Annotated in this window: 18 protein-coding genes; 8 read left to right on the top strand and 10 right to left on the bottom strand. The window is 60.1% G+C overall.

The features are described 5' to 3' along the window. Positions 1–2: 2 nt before the first annotated feature. Together ABH15_RS02380 and ABH15_RS02375 are read right to left on the bottom strand one after the other, a co-directional pair. Positions 3–2,735, bottom strand: a complete 2,733-nt coding sequence (locus tag ABH15_RS02380) for a cation-translocating P-type ATPase (RefSeq protein ID WP_128692756.1) — start codon at positions 2,733–2,735, stop codon at positions 3–5. A 194-nt stretch (positions 2,736–2,929) separates the two neighbouring features. Continuing rightward, positions 2,930–3,265 carry a cupin domain-containing protein gene (locus tag ABH15_RS02375; protein WP_128692755.1) on the bottom strand — a complete coding sequence of 112 codons (336 nt, stop codon included), beginning with the start codon at positions 3,263–3,265 and terminating at the stop codon, positions 2,930–2,932. Positions 3,266–3,607: 342 nt separating this feature from the next. Between ABH15_RS02375 and ABH15_RS02370 the strand changes: the two genes are divergently transcribed. Then, complete coding sequence (locus ABH15_RS02370; RefSeq protein ID WP_128692754.1) at positions 3,608–4,726, top strand: TIGR04084 family radical SAM/SPASM domain-containing protein; 1,119 nt, start codon at positions 3,608–3,610, stop codon at positions 4,724–4,726. Between the two features lie 13 nt (positions 4,727–4,739). On the opposite strand, the gene ABH15_RS02365 is transcribed toward ABH15_RS02370, so the two are convergent. Further along, positions 4,740–5,573 carry a hypothetical protein gene (locus tag ABH15_RS02365; RefSeq protein WP_241647980.1) on the bottom strand — a complete coding sequence of 278 codons (834 nt, stop codon included), beginning with the start codon at positions 5,571–5,573 and terminating at the stop codon, positions 4,740–4,742. An 85-nt stretch (positions 5,574–5,658) separates the two neighbouring features. Here ABH15_RS02365 and ABH15_RS13575 point away from each other — a divergent pair, with 85 nt between their 5' ends. Then, a complete protein-coding gene (locus tag ABH15_RS13575; protein WP_164913611.1) occupies positions 5,659–5,817 on the top strand; it encodes a hypothetical protein in 159 nt (52 codons plus the stop codon). A 64-nt stretch (positions 5,818–5,881) separates the two neighbouring features. After that, complete coding sequence (locus ABH15_RS02360; protein ID WP_128692753.1) at positions 5,882–6,322, top strand: hypothetical protein; 441 nt, start codon at positions 5,882–5,884, stop codon at positions 6,320–6,322. A 2-nt stretch (positions 6,323–6,324) separates the two neighbouring features. Here ABH15_RS02360 and ABH15_RS02355 read toward each other — a convergent pair whose 3' ends face one another. After that, on the bottom strand, positions 6,325–6,894 hold the full coding sequence (locus tag ABH15_RS02355) for a flavin reductase family protein (protein ID WP_128692752.1): 570 nt from the start codon (positions 6,892–6,894) through the stop codon (positions 6,325–6,327). 233 nt (positions 6,895–7,127) lie between these two features. Here ABH15_RS02355 and ABH15_RS02350 point away from each other — a divergent pair, with 233 nt between their 5' ends. After that, the gene (locus ABH15_RS02350) at positions 7,128–9,827 is read left to right on the top strand and encodes a cation-translocating P-type ATPase (protein ID WP_128692751.1); all 2,700 of its coding nucleotides are present in this window, start codon (positions 7,128–7,130) and stop codon (positions 9,825–9,827) included. 24 nt (positions 9,828–9,851) lie between these two features. Here ABH15_RS02350 and ABH15_RS02345 read toward each other — a convergent pair whose 3' ends face one another. Further along, positions 9,852–10,778: a DUF475 domain-containing protein gene (locus tag ABH15_RS02345; RefSeq protein WP_128692750.1), complete on the bottom strand. Its 927-nt coding sequence runs from the start codon at positions 10,776–10,778 to the stop codon at positions 9,852–9,854. Positions 10,779–11,086: 308 nt separating this feature from the next. Here ABH15_RS02345 and ABH15_RS02340 point away from each other — a divergent pair, with 308 nt between their 5' ends. Both ABH15_RS02340 and ABH15_RS02335 read left to right on the top strand, forming a co-directional pair. Next, a complete protein-coding gene (locus ABH15_RS02340) occupies positions 11,087–11,890 on the top strand; it encodes a DUF4382 domain-containing protein (protein ID WP_128692749.1) in 804 nt (267 codons plus the stop codon). A 209-nt stretch (positions 11,891–12,099) separates the two neighbouring features. After that, positions 12,100–12,531 (top strand): CBS domain-containing protein, encoded by a 432-nt coding sequence (locus ABH15_RS02335; protein ID WP_128692748.1) that lies wholly within the window; start codon positions 12,100–12,102, stop codon positions 12,529–12,531. Between the two features lie 186 nt (positions 12,532–12,717). On the opposite strand, the gene ABH15_RS02330 is transcribed toward ABH15_RS02335, so the two are convergent. The 5 genes from ABH15_RS02330 to ABH15_RS02310 all read right to left on the bottom strand — a co-directional run bounded on the left by ABH15_RS02330 (position 12,718) and on the right by ABH15_RS02310 (position 15,653). Beyond that, positions 12,718–13,173 carry a YbhB/YbcL family Raf kinase inhibitor-like protein gene (locus ABH15_RS02330; protein WP_128692747.1) on the bottom strand — a complete coding sequence of 152 codons (456 nt, stop codon included), beginning with the start codon at positions 13,171–13,173 and terminating at the stop codon, positions 12,718–12,720. A 111-nt stretch (positions 13,174–13,284) separates the two neighbouring features. Then, positions 13,285–13,752, bottom strand: coding sequence for a YbhB/YbcL family Raf kinase inhibitor-like protein (locus ABH15_RS02325; protein WP_128692746.1), 468 nt, complete (start codon positions 13,750–13,752; stop codon positions 13,285–13,287). A 67-nt stretch (positions 13,753–13,819) separates the two neighbouring features. Further along, the gene (locus tag ABH15_RS02320) at positions 13,820–14,296 is read right to left on the bottom strand and encodes a YbhB/YbcL family Raf kinase inhibitor-like protein (RefSeq protein ID WP_128692745.1); all 477 of its coding nucleotides are present in this window, start codon (positions 14,294–14,296) and stop codon (positions 13,820–13,822) included. A gap of 114 nt (positions 14,297–14,410) precedes the next feature. After that, on the bottom strand, positions 14,411–14,884 hold the full coding sequence (locus ABH15_RS02315; RefSeq protein WP_128692744.1) for a YbhB/YbcL family Raf kinase inhibitor-like protein: 474 nt from the start codon (positions 14,882–14,884) through the stop codon (positions 14,411–14,413). Between the two features lie 64 nt (positions 14,885–14,948). Then, entirely contained in the window at positions 14,949–15,653 is a 705-nt protein-coding gene (locus tag ABH15_RS02310) for a phosphoribosyltransferase (protein ID WP_128692743.1), read from the bottom strand. Between the two features lie 154 nt (positions 15,654–15,807). Here ABH15_RS02310 and ABH15_RS02305 point away from each other — a divergent pair, with 154 nt between their 5' ends. Then, on the top strand, positions 15,808–16,245 hold the full coding sequence (locus tag ABH15_RS02305) for a ribonuclease HI family protein (RefSeq protein ID WP_128692742.1): 438 nt from the start codon (positions 15,808–15,810) through the stop codon (positions 16,243–16,245). 2 nt (positions 16,246–16,247) lie between these two features. Next, positions 16,248–16,703, top strand: coding sequence for a tRNA (N6-threonylcarbamoyladenosine(37)-N6)-methyltransferase TrmO (gene tsaA, locus ABH15_RS02300; protein WP_241647979.1), 456 nt, complete (start codon positions 16,248–16,250; stop codon positions 16,701–16,703). Positions 16,704–16,705: the final 2 nt, after the last annotated feature.

Here is a 16,705-nt window from a genome sequence, read left to right as displayed (position 1 = left end):
TCCTACGCTGCCGCAGCTTCCGCGGAGGGCGGGGACGTGCGGTGCCTTCTCGTGAATTTGAAGATCTCCATCACGACCACGACAATCGAGGCAAGTAGGAGGAGCGTCCCCCATTCAACAAGGCTGACCGGCGCAAATCCGAGCACCTCCTGGAGGAAGGGGACGTACAGCGAAATGATATGCACTCCCTGGGCGGCGATCACCCCGATGATCAGGAAGTAGTTGTTGCTGAGAGGGGTCCTGAAGGTCGAGCGGGTCTCCGACCGACAGTTGAAGACATGGAAGTTCTCGAGGAGCACCATGAGCAGGACGACAAGATTTCGTGCCGCATCCACCTCCCACCCGTTCTCGAGCAGCCAGAACCAGGTGCCGAGGGCGACGACGCCGATGACCATCCCGGAGAGGATCGTCTCTTTGATCATCAGCTCGTTGAAGATCCCCTCTTCAGGCCGGCGCGGCGGGCGTGACATCGCACCCGGTTCCCCGGCCTCGAACGCCAGTGCAACCCCCTGAATACCGTTCGTTACGAGGTTCAGCCAGAGGAGCTGAACCGCAAGGAGGGGGAGCGGCAGCCCAACGAGGAGGGCGAGGAGGAAGAGCACCACTTCGGCAAACCCGGCCGAGACGAGGAGATAGGTGACTTTCCTGACGTTGTCGTACGCGTAGCGCCCCTCTTCTATCCCGGACACGATCGAGGAAAAGTCGTCGTCGGTGACGATCAGCGATGCCGTATCCTTGGCGACATCGGTCCCGGAGCCCATGGCGACGCCGAGATTAGCAGTCCTGAGCGCCGGAGCGTCGTTCACCCCGTCGCCCGTTACGGCGACGTACGCTCCGGAAGACCGGAATGCTTCGACGATACGGAGTTTCTCGAGCGGCGTCACCCGGGCGAATACCCTGGCATGGGTGACGCGGTCGATGTACTGTGGCAGGGTCGGAGGCTGCACCTCCTCAAGATCCGCACCCGTAACCACATCGGTACGGCTCTCCGCAATTCCGAGCTCATGGGCAATGGCGTACGCGGTCGCCGGGTGGTCGCCCGTGACCATAACCACATCCACCCCTGCGGCATGACAGCGTGCGATCGCCTCCGGCACGTCGGGACGGATAGGATCGATGAATCCGACGAGCCCGAGAAGTTCCAGGGACGAGATGTTCTCCTCGCCGAAAGGCTCCCTTGCACGGCCGGAGGCAACGGCGAGGGTACGGTATCCCTGTTCGGTCATCTCCTCGAGTTCTTTCCCGACCAGATCGGGATCGATCGGAACGGAGCCTTCATATCCGGCCATCGTCGTGCAGAGGGGGAGAACGGCCTCCACCGCACCCTTGACCGATACCCTGACCGCATCGCCTTCGCGATGCCAGGCCGCCGCAAACCGCCGCTCCGACTCGAACGGCACCTCGGCGACGATATCGGCACTCCGCCGGAGGGCGGCCGGATCAAGCCCGAGCTTGTAGCCGAGGGCGAGGAACGCCACGTCGATGGCGTCCCCCTTATGCGCCCACACTCCGTCCTCATGCACGAGGCTGCCTTCGTTGGAGATGGCCGAGGTGCGGGCGAGGGCGAGGAGGCGCTTCCAGTCGGAGCCTTCGGGAGTGGCGCCTTCACCGTCGGAAACCTCGCCTTCGCCCGCATACCCAGCCCCTGAGACGGTGAACCCTTCACCGGTGGGGAGCGTAACCACCCTCGCCGTCTGCTGATTGACGGTGAGCGTACCCGTCTTGTCGCTCGCGATCAGGGTGCAGCTACCAAGACTCTCAACGGCGGCTAAAAACCGGACGATAACATTTCGCTTCGCCATCTTGGATGTCGCGATCGAGAGAGCGACCGTCATCGCGACCGGCAGCCCCTCTGGAATAGCTGCGACCGCAAGCGCCACGGCGAGGAAAAACACCTCGACCGGCGGCATCCCCTGGCCGAGGATGATGACGGCAAGGAGCCCCGCCGCCGCGAGAACGGCGATGCTGATCCTCTTCGAGAATTCTTCCATCCGAATGACGAGCGGCGGTTTGCCCATCTCCGAAGTAGAGACCGTCTCTGCGATATGCCCAATCTCCGTGGCCGTCCCCGTCGCAACGACGATACCCGTGCCGCGGCCGCTCATCACGGTGCTCCCGGCATACAGCATATTCGTCCGGTCGCTCACCGGGAGCTCGGTCGGAACGGTCTCTGCCGACTTCACGATCGCCTGCGACTCTCCCGTCAGAAGAGACTCGTCGACAGCCAGGTTCTGTGCCCGGAGCAGCCTGATATCGGCGGGGATGCGATTCCCCGACTCGAGGATGACGATATCGCCCGGAACGAGGTCTTCGGACGGGATCGTCTCTTCTCTCCCGGCTCTCCGTGTCCGGGCATAGACCTTCAGCATCTCCTGCAGCGCTGCCGCACTCTGCTCCGCCTTCCACTCCTGAAACGTCCCGATGAAGGCATTGACCAGGACGACGATGAAGATGAACGACGCATCGGCAAGATCCCCAAAGAGGATGGAGATGATGCCTGCAACCAGCAGGATGGCTATCAACGGGTTTATGAACTGCCCCAGAAATATCCGGAGTGCCGTGGGGGGTTTGCGTGCCGGGAGACTGTTTTTCCCGTATTTTCTGATCCGCCCGGCTGCTTCGTCACCGGAAAGCCCCTCGAGCGAGGAGTCGAGTTTCCGTACGGCGTCATCCCCTGCCGTCGCGTGCCATGCGACCGCATTCTGGACTGTCCGGATATCGGGATCAGGCGTCATGGCCGCTCTAAATCAATCATAAGGAACCCCGATTATATGAGCCTGCTGGAGAGAAAGAGGCTGCCGCCATCCACGGGGTCAGACGAGCAGCTCCGCATAGATGTAGTAGCCGGCGAAGAACGTGAAGAAGAGCACCACAATGGCCACAAATCCGGCTGTCACAGGAGAGGGCAAAGTTCGCGGGGAGAACTTCCTCACTCGTGAATCATCGTCAGCATCATCTTGAACCGGTCTGTGGCCTTGACGGCGTGCGGGATGTTTGCAGGCATGATGATCAGCTCGCCCGCCTTCAGCAGATGCTCGGCGCCGGCTATCGTGACCGTCGCTTCGCCGTCAAGGACGGTGAGGATTGCATCGTACGGTGCGGTATGCTCGCTAAGCCCCTCCCCGGCATCGAAGGCAAAGAGCGTGATCGTTCCTGATTTCTTGTAGACGAGCATCCTGCTCACGATAGAGCCGCCCTGGTAGGCCACGAGGTCGGCGGGGTTGAGGATCTTCCCGGTGAGGGTTTCTTTCTCTGGACCGGTCATACTCTCTCCTCAACCCTTCGGGTACTTTGCTTTTGCGGACGCGGTTCTCCGGGTCGCATACGGTTCTTCACGGTTACGAGTGCCAGTGCTCCAAGTCCCGCTATAGCCGTGACAACCGAGATCACAGGACCGATCATCACCGGGAAGAGGACGAAAAGTGCCGCAAGCACCGCGATGGCTGACTCCGTTCTGTGCTCCATACCGGTCTCCCGTGCGTGTACTCGTTCCCCGGACAGATAATACTGCCAGAGGTCTGCAGTCTCCTGGATTCTGCAGACGGTTTGAGGTTCCGGAACTCTACCTTTTTCTTATCGGTTCACAAACCTGTATGCACGATCTTCCGTGTACTATCATCTCATCCTCACCGACGAGTGCAACCTCTGCTGTACCTACTGCCGGGGAAAATTATTCTCCATCGAGATGCCGGAGACCACAGGGACTCCGGTAGACGACGATCTCCCGGTAGACCTTGCGATCGATCTCGAACAGCTGTACGACTTCCTCCGGAAAGACCAGGATGCTGCTGTGACCTTCTACGGCGGCGAACCCCTGCTCCGGCTCGATCTCATCAGGGAGATTGTACGGCATGCACCTGTGGCATCGTTCCTGCTCCACACAAACGGTCTGCTCCTTGACCGGGTCGAACCGGAGTTGGCCGGCCGGTTTGAAACCATCCTCGCCTCCATCGACGGACCGCCTGCAATTACAGACGCAAACCGGGGAGAGGGAGTCTTTGCACGGGTTACGGGGAACCTTCGCCGCCTCGTCGAGAACGGTTTTTCAGGGGAGGCGGTAGCCCGGATGACCGTGACGGAGGAGACCGATATCGATACGGCCGTCCGGTACCTGGCAGATAACGAATACTTCTCCTTTTCCTCTATCCACTGGCAGATAGATGCGAACTTCTGGAATGATTACCACCTCCGGGACTTCTCCACCTGGGCGGAGACGAACTACAACCCCGGCGTGCAGTCACTCGTCAAAAGATGGGTGGGGGTCATGCGGGACGAAGGGAGGGTGATGCGGTGGTATCCTTTCCTTGATACGATGCAGGATCTGCTTCTCGATCGACCGAGCCCCCTCCGGTGCGGATGCGGCCACGGGAACTACAGCATCATGACCGACGGCAGCATCGCCCCCTGCCCGATCATGGTCGGGATGCGGGAGCATTACCTCGGACATATCGCGACCGCCGACCCCGCCACGCTCGGAAAAGTCCCGGTCACCGGCGCATGCACGGACTGCTCAATCCGGGACTTCTGCGGCGGCCGCTGCCTGTACTCGAATATCACCCGGCCATGGCCGAAAGAAGGGAGAGACGCTGTCTGCGGAACCGTGCAGAACCTGCACGATGCCCTCACCGGGGCGCTCCCGGAGGTGCGGCGCCTGATCCGTGCAGGGCACATCACCCTCTCCGACTTCGACCACAAAAAGTTCAACAGCTGCGAGATTATCCCGTAACACGAAAGGCAGATTAGTCGGCCTCGAGAGCATCCAGGCTCTCCCGGGCGCTCTCCACCATCGACCGGGCCGCCTTCACCTTCGCAACCGCGATGGCATACTTACGCTCTTCAAGGGCGCTTTGTGCCTCCAGGTAGAGTTTTTCGGCCCTGTCCGTACGGGCTTTCGGTTTTGCAGCGGCGAGCCCTTCGGATGCGGCGAGGTCAACCTCCTCCTGAACAGCGAGCAGGTCACCGTAGAGGTCGTCAAGGAGCTCGCGCATCTCTTCTTCCTTCGCCTCTTCGTCCTCGCGCTTCTGGCGGCCGCGCTCGCGGAGCGCCTCTCTGGCCTCCTCCTGCCCCTCGAGGATCGCCTGCAGTTCGTCCTCGACCTCCCGCACGCAGCCGGCGAGGAGCTGGGCGAAGGCCGTACGGTCATCCTGCGACTCCTCATAGCCACGATAGGCTTCGTAGGCACCGCCGGCCGCCGCACCGCCGACGACGTCGCCCACGATATCTCCGGCATCACGCTCGCCGCGGAGCACCCCCCCGAGGATGCTGCCGATCCCTCCTCCGGCGATGGCGCCCATCAGTCCACGCCCGATCTCTTTCTTCTCGCGGTCGACGGTATACGTCACTTTGACATTCTTTCCTTCGGCCTCTATTGCAAGCTCTCCCTTCTCACCGGTATGGCGCACACGCATCCGGGCGGTCGACGCACCGATCGACTGCTCTGTAAGCTCGGTGCCCTCAAGCGCCAGATGTGAGATCAACCGCTCAACAAAATCCCCGTAGAGGGAGGAGACCCCCTGCCCGTAGTAAATAAACGCCACCGCAAACACCACTCCGGAATGCTGACAGGATACCATCGGATCTCCGGTTTTATATAATTTGCGTGGAGTTTCGACGGCGGGAGGAATTTTGCCGGGGACAGTCGTATAAGAGACAGATACTATGGCCGGAATATCACTCCTCTGCAGGATAGGCATCCATACATGGGGCAGGAAGCGCGGGTACAACGAGTACGCGTCGAACGTCGTCGAGTGGGAGCAGATCTGCGAGCGTTGCGGCAGGCGGAAACACTGGATCGAGACGAAGAAAGGACGGCGGTAAAGCGCCCGGGCTTTTTATCCGGCGCCGCAACATTTAGGTAGCCGGGGAACAAGAGAGAAGAGCAATGCGACCGCCACGGCTCTTCTGGTGCCTTGCCTGCACCGCCGTCCTTCTCCTGATCACCGGAGGATGGATTCCGGCATCGGCGCTCGATCAGGACGGTGCATCCGCCGGGAGCCTGAACGAGACGGTCAACCTCCTTCTCTCGGTATTCTCCGACCTGCTGCCGGTGCTGACCGACAAACTCCCCGCCTTCATCGATCATACGATCGCTATCGCCGAGCACCCGGACGATATCGACACGATCACAGAGGAGTACCAGGGGATGTCGGACTCCATCCGGGGGATGTACCGGATATACGCCGCCGTCCACGGGATCATCCGACAGATCGGGCCTGCCGGGATGTCACCGGATACCTGGGAAGATCTTCTCCGGGCCGAGGAGCGGTATGCCGATCAGGGTCTCGTGCTTGACCGGATGCTGGCCGGTTCTCCCGGAGACTGAAGTTACAGGAACTCCCTGCCTGCGGAAAAGGCCTTCGCCAGCACCTCTCCGAAACCGTAGTACTCCATGCGTGCAGAGTCGTACGCAAAGGGACGGATCTTTGCAATATCCGGCTTACCGTCCTCGTCAAGAACACTCTCATCGATTTTTACGTCGAGGATCTCCCCGATGAACTGGGTATGGACGCCGATCTCCACGGTCGTGAGGAGGCGGCATTCGAGCACCACCGGGAACTCCCCGACATACGGAGCGTCCACAAGGTCGCTCTTCACGGGGGTGAGATTCGTCGCTGCAAATTTATCCGCATCCTTTCCGGATGCGATCCCGAAGTAATCAGCTTCTCTGACGTAGTCTGCAGAAGGGATGCTGACGGTGAATGCCTGCCTCTCCATGATGGCATCGTAGGAGTGGCGGGCTTTCTGCAGTGAAACCGCGACAGAGGGCGGCTTCGAGGAGCAGATACCCCCCCATGCCGCTGCCATTACGTTCGGCTGCCCGTCCCGGCCGTACGTCCCGACGATCAGGTCGGGATGCGGGTAGAGCAGTGTTCGGGGACCAAAGGATCTCTTCATGAAGGTAGCTGGTGTGCAGGAGGTGTTAAAGTCTTTTTCGGGGCGAAACGTGAGAACTGCCGGAGGATTCAGGGGAAGAGCCCCTCACCCACAGGCCATGGCGGCACGCCATGGACGCGGCCATACCGTTCCCGGAACGGTACCGGCATCCCCCGCAGACGGCCATCTTCATATAGGATCAGACACCTGGAGGTGCACACTCAGGACCGGAGCCACATCCGGGGTACTCAGCCATGCTCATCTATTCCCGGCCGAAGGAAGAGGTCCTCTCTCATCTCAATACCCGGGAGGAGGGTCTTCGCGGGAGCGAAGTCGATACGAGGTTGAAGACCACCGGGTATAACGAGGTCGAGAAAGCAAAGCGCAAGAACTACGTTCTCGAGTATGCCAAGCAATACACCAGTTTCTTTGCCGTTCTCCTCGAAGTCGCGGCACTGCTCTCATTTATTGCCAACGTCTATTCTCCCGGCGAGGGCTACGATATCCTCGGCGTAGCCGTCCTCGGTGCCGTCATCGTCAATGCCACCTTCACGTTCTGGCAGGAGTACAAAGCGGAACGGACGGTTGAAGCCCTCTTAAAACTTATTCCGCCACAGGTCAGTGTCCGCCGGAACGGAGCCGTCGAGAGGGTCGACGCCAGGATGATTGTTCCCGGAGACATTCTGATACTGGAAGAAGGCGATAGGATCGCTGCCGATGCCGTCGTGCTCGAGGCAAACTCCCTGTATGCCGATATGGCAACCCTCACCGGGGAGTCGCGTCCCGTAAAGCGGACATCTGAGCCGGGCGAAGCAAAGCGGCTTCTTGAAAGCCGGAACGTCGTCTTCGCCGGCACCACGGTGGTCTCGGGAAACGGAGTTGCGGCCGTCTTTGCCACCGGGACGGCGACGGAGTTTGGGAAGATCGCAAAACTCTCAAAGGAGGTGACGAAAAGGCCGACCCCGATGCAGCGTGAGATCGTCAGAATCACCCGCATCCTCACCCTCGCCGCACTGCTGGCCGGAGCAATATTCTTTATCCTCGGTTTTCTTTCGGGCAGAGGACTCTTCGTCGCCGCGATATTCGCGCTCTCGCTGATTGTGGCGAACGTGCCCGAAGGGATGCTTCCGACCATCACCCTCTCACTCTCGCTCGGCAGCCAGCGGATGGCCGGGAGAAATGCCCTTGTCAAGAACCTCGACGCCGTCCAGACCCTCGGGAGCGCGACAGTCATCTGCACCGACAAGACCGGCACCCTGACCCGCAACGAGATGACGGCACGGCATATCTACCTGACGAGCGGCGAGGAGATCACTATTACCGGCGAGGGCTACTCCCAGAAAGGAGATTTCTCGTTCCGGCAGGCAGTGCAGGGTTCGGAAGAACGGCTGCGGTTCTTCCTTGCATCAGGACTGCTGGACTGCCGGGCGACGATCGGAGAGAACGCGATCTTCGGGGATCCGACCGAGCTTGCCATCGTTGCTGCGGCACGCAAAGCCGATATCAAAGTATCGGACTACGAAAAGGTCGGTGAAATCCCGTTCTCGAGCGACCGGAAGATGATGTCGACGATCTACCGGAGGGGAAGCCGGCAGTTTATCTTCACGAAAGGCGCTCCGGAGGTGATCCTCGAAAAGTCGGGCTACTACCTCGATGAAGACAACGAGGTGCGGATCCTCACTGCGGAGATGCGGGACCGCCTCCTCTCCCGTGCCGAGGAGTTTGAAAAGGAAGCATACCGGGTGCTGACCGTCGCGTATAAGGAGGGCGATGACGAGAGCGGGCTCATCTGTCTCGGCCTCGTGGCATTCATGGATCTTCCGCGTGCGGAGGTGCCTGGTGCTGTAGATGCGTGCCGGAGAGCCGGTGTCCGGGTGATGATCCTCACCGGCGACTCACCGTTCACCGCGATGGCGATCGCCGAAACGATCGGTCTTTCAGTGGATAGGGCGATCGTCGGGGACGAGATCCTGGACTACTCGGACGACGAACTCGGAGATCTTCTTAAGGCACAGGATATCCTCTTTGCCCGGATGCCTTCCGACCAGAAGCTGCGGATCACCGGGATCCTGCAGCGGAACGGCGAAGTGGTGGCCATGACCGGTGACGGGGTGAACGACGCTCCGGCGCTTCGGAAAGCGGATATCGGCGTTGCGATGGGAGAGCGGGGAACGGAAGTTGCCAAGGAGGCTGCCGACATTATCCTGCTCGACGATAACTTCGCGTCGATAGTGGCGGCGATCGAAGAGGGGCGAACGGTCTACTACAACATCAAAAAGTTCGTCACCTACATCCTCTCGTCCAACATGCCCGAGATAATCCCCTATATCCTGCAGTTCTTCCTCGCAATCCCCCTCCCGCTCTCCGTCATCCAGATCCTCTCCATCGATCTCGGAACCGACCTCCTGCCCGGCCTTTCGCTTGGAAAAGAGCAACCGGAAGAGGATATCATGGACCGGCCACCGGTCGGAAAGAATGAGCAAATCCTCGACCGGGAGGTCTTCAAACGCGGATATGCATTTCTCGGGATGATCGAAGCGACGGCGGCGATGACCGGATTTCTAGGATTCCTCTTCCTTTCAGGATGGCAGTACGGCGATCTCTCGATCAGCGGAACCACGCTCCACTACCAGGCGATGACCATGACGCTCCTCGGCGCCGTCTTCTGTCAGATCGCAAACGTCTGGACACTGCGGTCGTGGCAGTTCCCGCTCTTCAGCAGGAGCTTCTTTTCAAATCGCCTTCTGCTCGCAGCAGTAGGGTTTGAGGTCCTCTGGGTCGCCCTGCTCCTCCTCTTCCCACCGGTGCAGTTCATATTCAACACCGCGTTCGTGCCACCGGAGTACCTGCTGCTCCTCGTGCCCTTCCCTATCCTGCTCCTCGTCGCGCATGAGTACTACAAGGCTCGGATCAGACGGAGGGAAGCACGAAATAGAGGGATGACCGGAGCCTGAAGGGGAAGGCGATGAGACACACTTTCATACCCCCACACCCATCCCTACCCGACACCGTGCCGACCTGTAAAAGAAATAGCCGACGATGATGAATGTGGCTGCCGGAGCGAGCCACACCGGGATGTGGATGCCGAAACTGTCCAGGATCATGATCGTCCCGAGGACGAGGATCGAGTACATCGCCCCGTTCTTGAGGTACAGATAGCACTTGATCCGCTCGATGTTCCGAATGGTGAGCTCCCGCACGACGAATGCCCCAAGGCCATTACCGATCAGGATCAGCGGGACGGCAAAGGTGAATGCAAACGCCCCGATGACGCCGTCGATGGAGAACGTCGCATCGATGACCTCGAGATAGAATATCTTGGATACATCGGAAAGGTTCCGATCGGTGAGCCTTGCCTCCTGCGCCTCGGCATTCTGCCGGAACCCGTGAACGATAAAGAACGCCGTCGAGCCGGCAACTGCCCCGAATCCCATCAGGGGACTCTGCTGCAGGGCGAACCAGACGATACCGGCCAGCAGGATCGAGGCGATAGCAAAGAACCAGACTCCCTGCCGCGAGAAAAACCGCTCTCCCGGGAGGCCGAAGTTTTTCTCCTCCACAAAGAGCCAGTGGAAGAAGAGGAAGACGAGAAACGTCCCGCCCCCGATCAGGAGGATAGGCGAAGACGCCTCGATAGCCTCTATCACCGCCGGATCGCTTGAAAAGGTCGCAAAGAGCGCTCCGACAGGCCCGAGCGAAGGCGTCGCAACCCAGACGATCAGCCAGGGGAGGATCCCACGGACGACAAAGACCGCAATGAGGAGTCCCCATACCAGGAACCACCGCCGCGCCCGCTCCTGCATCGTCGAGAGCACCTCGGCATTGATGATGGCATTGTCGATGCTCGATATCGTTTCAAAGAGACAGAGCCCTGCCACGATCAGGATGATAGCGATCCAGTCCATTTCAGGATATGAGCATCTTTCGTGCAGGGATATAAAAATGAGTCGGCGAGTAGCGTGAATGAGGAACTCGCCCGGGGTGAGGCACCTGCAAGCGTACGAAGAGAGCCGTCAGGAAGCCAGCCCGCCCCCCGGCAGGCGTCCCGGGAAGATGGCGCGGCAACGATTGCCTGGAAGTCTAAAAACCCTGCAGGTACATGTGGAGAACGAAGAGGCGCCAATAGCGTATAGCCAGGATACAGGATCCCGGCAGCAGCGGATTCATCAGTCGTATTTTTATACTACCATTCAGATTCACCCCCGGTGATGCCATGAACCGGATGAGAGGAGGATTCCTGGCGATCCTCGTGCTGGCAGCCCTGGTTATCGCGGGATGTACAACGCCGCTTGAGCCGAACGATACTGGAGAGACGACGCCGGTGACGACCGGCCCGGCTGAGGCAGGGCAGACGCAGAATGTATCGGATGCAGGTGAAAAAGAGGAGATACTCGGCCGTTTCGCCGTTACGGTAACCGATGAAGCGGCGGATCTCGGGCAGGTGAGCAGTATCTCCATGCAGGTTGAGAGCATCAGGCTGCATAACGCCACCGCCGGATGGCAGGAGCTCTCGTTCACGCCAAAGACGATCGATCTGGCGCAGCTCCGGCAGGACGCTGCGGAACTACCGCTGGTCGACACCTACGTCGCCGAAGGGGCCTACGACCGGATCGAGCTGGTATTCTCGAATCCGACGGTCGTCGATGCCGCCGGTGCCCAGAGTGCCACCATGCCGTCGACCGAGTTTACGGTCACCACCAACCTCACGGTGACCATGGATGCGGCCGCAGTCGTGCGATTCGACTTCCTTGCCGATCAGTCGCTCTTCGTAACTCAGAACGGGGAATACGTCATCGCTCCCGTTGCCAACGTAACGGCTTTTAGCGGGGTCGGGGTCATCTCCATCGGCGAAAACCAGGTGGATATCGGAGGAGGGACCGTCACGGGGCAGGAGACCGTGGGCATGAATGCCGACGGGACCGTGCAGCCGGGAGGCGGCATCCCGCCCGAGGCTACGCTGGTCGTCGAAGACGGTCAGGTGCGGGCGGTCTCGGGCAGTGGGAACCAGACCGGATGACGGGTGCTTGAAGAAAATACCTCTCCGAGGAGATGAAGTGCTGAGCCCCATCAGGCTCGTGCTCTTTTTTCGGATCTTCGCCTCCATGTAATCTCCATTGCACCAGCGGTGCCGTGCGGGGCGCCCCACGGCGGCGATGCATGAACGGTGGCGTGACGGGTTACTTTAATATAGCATTTCGCGATCAGGGACGGTGGAGGTTATGCATCATGGGACTTATGCACTGTTGCCGGGAAGAGGTTGTGGCGGTCTCGCCGGATACACCCGCCGTTGAGATTGCCAGGATCATGGACGATAAAAATGTCGGGAGCGTCATGGTCGTCACCAGTGAGGACAGACCCGCCGGAATCGTAACCGATCGCGACCTCGTGGTCAGGATCCTTGCAAAGGGCGCCAGATCGGAGGATGTCACGGCGGAAGAGATCATGACGAAAGATCTGGTTACGTTCAGGGACGATATGGGCATCTACGAGGCGATCGAGAAAGTTGCCCGGGAAGGAGTACGGAGAATGCCAATCGTTGACGACAGCGGCAGATTGATCGGCATCATCACCCAGGATGATATGATACGCATGCTGAGCGACGAGATGGGAAAACTCGCGCATACTATCGAGAAACAGAGCCCTCCGCTGCCACGGTAGGCAGGAGGCTCCCATCCACTCACTTTCGAGAGCAATTGTCCGGGCTCTCGGACTGCCGACACATTCCCGGGAGCCTCCGGAAGAGGAAAACCGTCCTTCCGGGACATTTTTCGCACCCCTGCCGCCGGGCGGCCGGATCGTAGTGATTGTAGGCGCCGCTCTGTTCCTGAACCGCATCGCTCCCGATCAGCCCGTCCGGAGTACGACCGCCTCGCCGATCTGATTCACCGACCCCTCCATAGCCCTGACCAGCTCCTCCCAGTTCGCGCCGGGCGGCAGGTGGAGAGTGAGATCAAGAGCATATACCCGGAAGAGGTACGCCTCCGTCTCTCCAGGCTCCGGGCACGGTCCCCGGTACCCGATGATACCGAAGTCGTTTCTCCCCTGAACGCACCGAACCGGAGAAGATACCACCTCCTCGTTCGGTATCCCCGCCGGGATCGGCCCAGCCGGTTCGATGTTCCAGACCACCCACGAAGTCTTCGAAGGCCCCACTTCAGGGCTGCTCGTCGCCACCACGGCAAGGGAGACGATGTTTGGCAGTACGCCCTCCACTATGATCCGCGGAGAGACATCCTCCCCGCTGCAGGTATGCGTATCCGGGAAATCCTCGAATTCCAGCGTCACCGTCAACGGATGCATCTTATCACGCTCCGCTCCCGGATTGCGGAACATATTATAAAAGGATTGGTATCAATCCGGCAGCGCCGGGACTCCTCTTCCTCCGGAACGGCCGGGGGAGGAAAAACAGCGTCACCTCCCGTAGATAGCCACGGTATCGCCGAACTGGAGCACATGCCCCTTCATCGCCTCGATCAGCTCATGTTTGGTGGCGCCTGCGGGAAGATTCAGCGAAGCATCGAGCCCGTAGACCTTGAAATGGTAGCGATGCGTCTCTCCCCTCGGCGGGCACGGGCCGCGATACCCGAGCGTGCCGTAATCGTTCGTTCCCTGCACGGCGTTCACCGGAGCGGTTACGACGCCCTGCGGCGGGATACCCTCCGGGATGAGAGACAACGGGTCGATATTCCATGCAAGCCAGGATGTAAAGGAACAGCCTTCTTCTGCGGGGTTCAGCGCAAAGACCGCTATTGACCGAACCTCCGGCTTAAGATGACCGATGCGAAGTTCGGGCGAGAGATCGGCGCCGTCACAGGTATTCCAGATACGAAACTCCGCTGAAGGCAGGGAGACAGTCAGCTTTTCGACAGCAGCAGCCATAGCAGGAGGTGCATCGCAGAAGTTAAAAAGGGAACGGCGGATACCGAACCCAGACGGGTAAGCTACGCTACCGGCCCGGGATTGCCGGCACCCACTCACGCTCGCAGAGAGCCATCGTCTCACCATACTGCGTTGCGGTTCCCCGAAGAAGGGTCTCAAGCTCGATCCGGGTCGAGCCCGGAGACAGATCGAGCAACACCGGCATCCCGTAGACTCTGACGAAATAGCGGTGCGACTCGCCCCGTGCAGGACAGGGGCCGCCGTAACCCACTCGCGAGAAATCGTTCATCCCCTGAACTGCCGGAATCGGATACTCAACCTTCCCAAGCGGGGGAATCCCCTCGGGAATCTGATCGGTCGCCGGAATATTCCAGATGAGCCAGTGCGTGAACGTCCCCCCGGAAGAGTCGGGGTCGTCGAGAATGACGGCGAGATACGGAGTCAGCAGACCTTCGATCGTAATGCCCGGCGAGGTGTCGTCACCGTCACAGGTGTATGCCCTGGGAAAGCGGTCAAATCCAAGCCGCACGTCAAGACCATCCATATTGTATACCTCCTCGAGGTATCCCGGAGGGGAAACCTGGTATAAAATCATTGTGCACGGGGACGGTTCGTTCACTCCCGCATGGCACCCACGACCGGGAAGGGCGAGGAGAGGCTATACGCCAGGTGAGGCCTCAATCTTCCTCCCGTACGCCGCCATCGCCTCCCCGTACTGTTCAATGAGATCCTCCAGCGCCTCTTCAAGGGCAACCCTGTCCGCTCCGGGGTCGAGATCGATCTCTTCCCGGACACCGTAGACCCGGAAGAAGTACCGGTGCGTCGATTCCCGCGGTGGACATGGTCCGTAGTAGCCGAGAGTACCGTGATCGTTCCTGCCCTGCACCGCGGTGACGGGATCCGTAATCTTTCCCCTCGCGGGCAGTCCCTCGGGAAGACTGCCGCTGCCGGCGACATTCCAGATCAGCCAGTGGGTAAATGTTCCACCGGGACAATCCGGATCCTCCAGAATGACGGCACAGTATGGCGTTGTGATCCCGCGGATCTCGATACGCGGCGATACATTCGTTCCATCGCAGGTGTACTTCTGCGGAAAGACGCTAAACCCGAGATTGATGTAGAGGCCATCCATGGAGAACTCCTCCGCCTCCCATGAGGCACGTGGTATAAAGAGGTTATGCCGGGAGAGACCGCTCCTAAAAGAGTCCCATATCACGAGCCTGGATGAGCAAGCTCTCCACCTCGCTATCGGAGAGATCGTGCCACCTCCTGTATGCCGCGGCGACCGCAAACGAGTAGCCGGATCTTATATTGAGGCAGACGACCAGATCGGCCTTTTCCGCCATGAACTCAACCGAACGGAGCGAACCCGTCGGAACAGCGACGATTACGCGCCGGGGCGACTCTGCCGACGCGGCCTCGACGGCAGCAAGCATCGTATACCCGGTGGCAAGCCCGTCGTCTATCAGGACGGCAGTCGCATCCTCAAGGGACGGAACCGGCCGACCGCTCGAGAACCGCCCGAGCCGCTCGCGGACGTTCTGCCGTGCTTTGTCGACGGCCGCATCGATCTCCTCGTCAGTCAGCGTGAGCCCGGCGAGCATAGCCCGGTTCAGGAAAACGCGTCCGTCCCAGGTGACGGAACCGAACCCGGCCTCGGGGTTCCAGGGGATCTGCACCTTCCGGACAACGGCCATCCGGAGCGGTGCCGAAAGCGCCCGCGCCACTTCAATCCCGAGAGGAACGCCGCCCGCAGGAATGGGGCAGACGACCGGATTCTCTATGTCCTCAAGCGTGGAGAGAGATGCCGCAAGCTTTCTCCCTGCATCGGTGCGGTCTTCAAAGACATGGCTTCGATCGCGGAGCGATGCATCCTCGATGACCCTGCCCATATCAAGCATGGGGGTGCCTCTGCACCACCCGACTATTAAGGTAGTACGGTAGAAGGGTACCTGCAAAGGGATATACATAACATCGAGCAGATCGGACAATCACCCTTCAGATGCAGGCGGCCGAAATGAACCGCCTCCGCCGCCGGTAAGGCAGGATACACTCATGACGAACGGAGATATACTTACCATCTATACGGACGGAGCTTCCCGCGGCAACCCGGGAGCCGCAGCATGGGCATTCGTAGTCGTACAGGACGGCAGCATCGTCGAATCGCAGACGGGCTACCTCGGCCGGGCGACGAACAACGTCGCCGAGTACCACGCGGTCATCAATGCACTGACCGAAGCCCGGAAGCATACCGGGGGAACGGTCGTCGTCCACTCGGACAGCGAGCTCGTCGTCCGGCAGCTCACCGGGCAGTACCGCATCAGGAAAGAGCATCTTGCAGAACTCCATCAAAAGGTGCTGCAACGTGCGGCGGCCTTCAAGGCGGTCTCTTTCGTCAGCGTTCCTCGGGAACATCCCTGTATCAGAATCGCCGACCGCCTCTGCAACGAGACGCTTGATACGTATGGAGGAGCACAGAGGAGACATGACTGACTATGGAACGTGAAGCGTGCATGGAGTGCATTCCAATAGGGGTCGTCCGTTCGCCGTACCGGGAGCGCGGCGACGCACCCCGGCAGGGGCGGCTCGTCGATACGACCGCCGAGATTCATATCTTCGAGGAGTTCGCCCCCGGCCTGCAGAACGTGGAAGGGAGCAGCCACCTGATCGTCCTGTACTGGCTCGACCGGGCAGAGCGGGGACTGCTCTTCGCCACGCCTCCGGGAGAAAGCGCACAGAAAGGGGTCTTTTCCACCCGATCCCCGGCCCGGCCGAACCCCATCGGGCTCGGCATTGTAGATCTGATCTCCCGTAGCGGTGCCGTCCTTGCTGTCCGGGGTCTTGACGCCCTCGACGGGACACCGGTGCTGGACATCAAACCATATTCACCCGAGATCGACTGCATTCCCGCAGCAACCGGCGGGTGGCGGATAAAGAGAGAGGAGCGGTAAGG

The sequence above is a fragment of the Methanoculleus taiwanensis genome (assembly GCF_004102725.1).
GTDB lineage: Archaea > Halobacteriota > Methanomicrobia > Methanomicrobiales > Methanoculleaceae > Methanoculleus_A > Methanoculleus_A taiwanensis.
The sequence above is the reverse complement of the archived record's forward strand: the minus strand, read 5'-3'. Positions and strand labels throughout refer to the sequence as shown.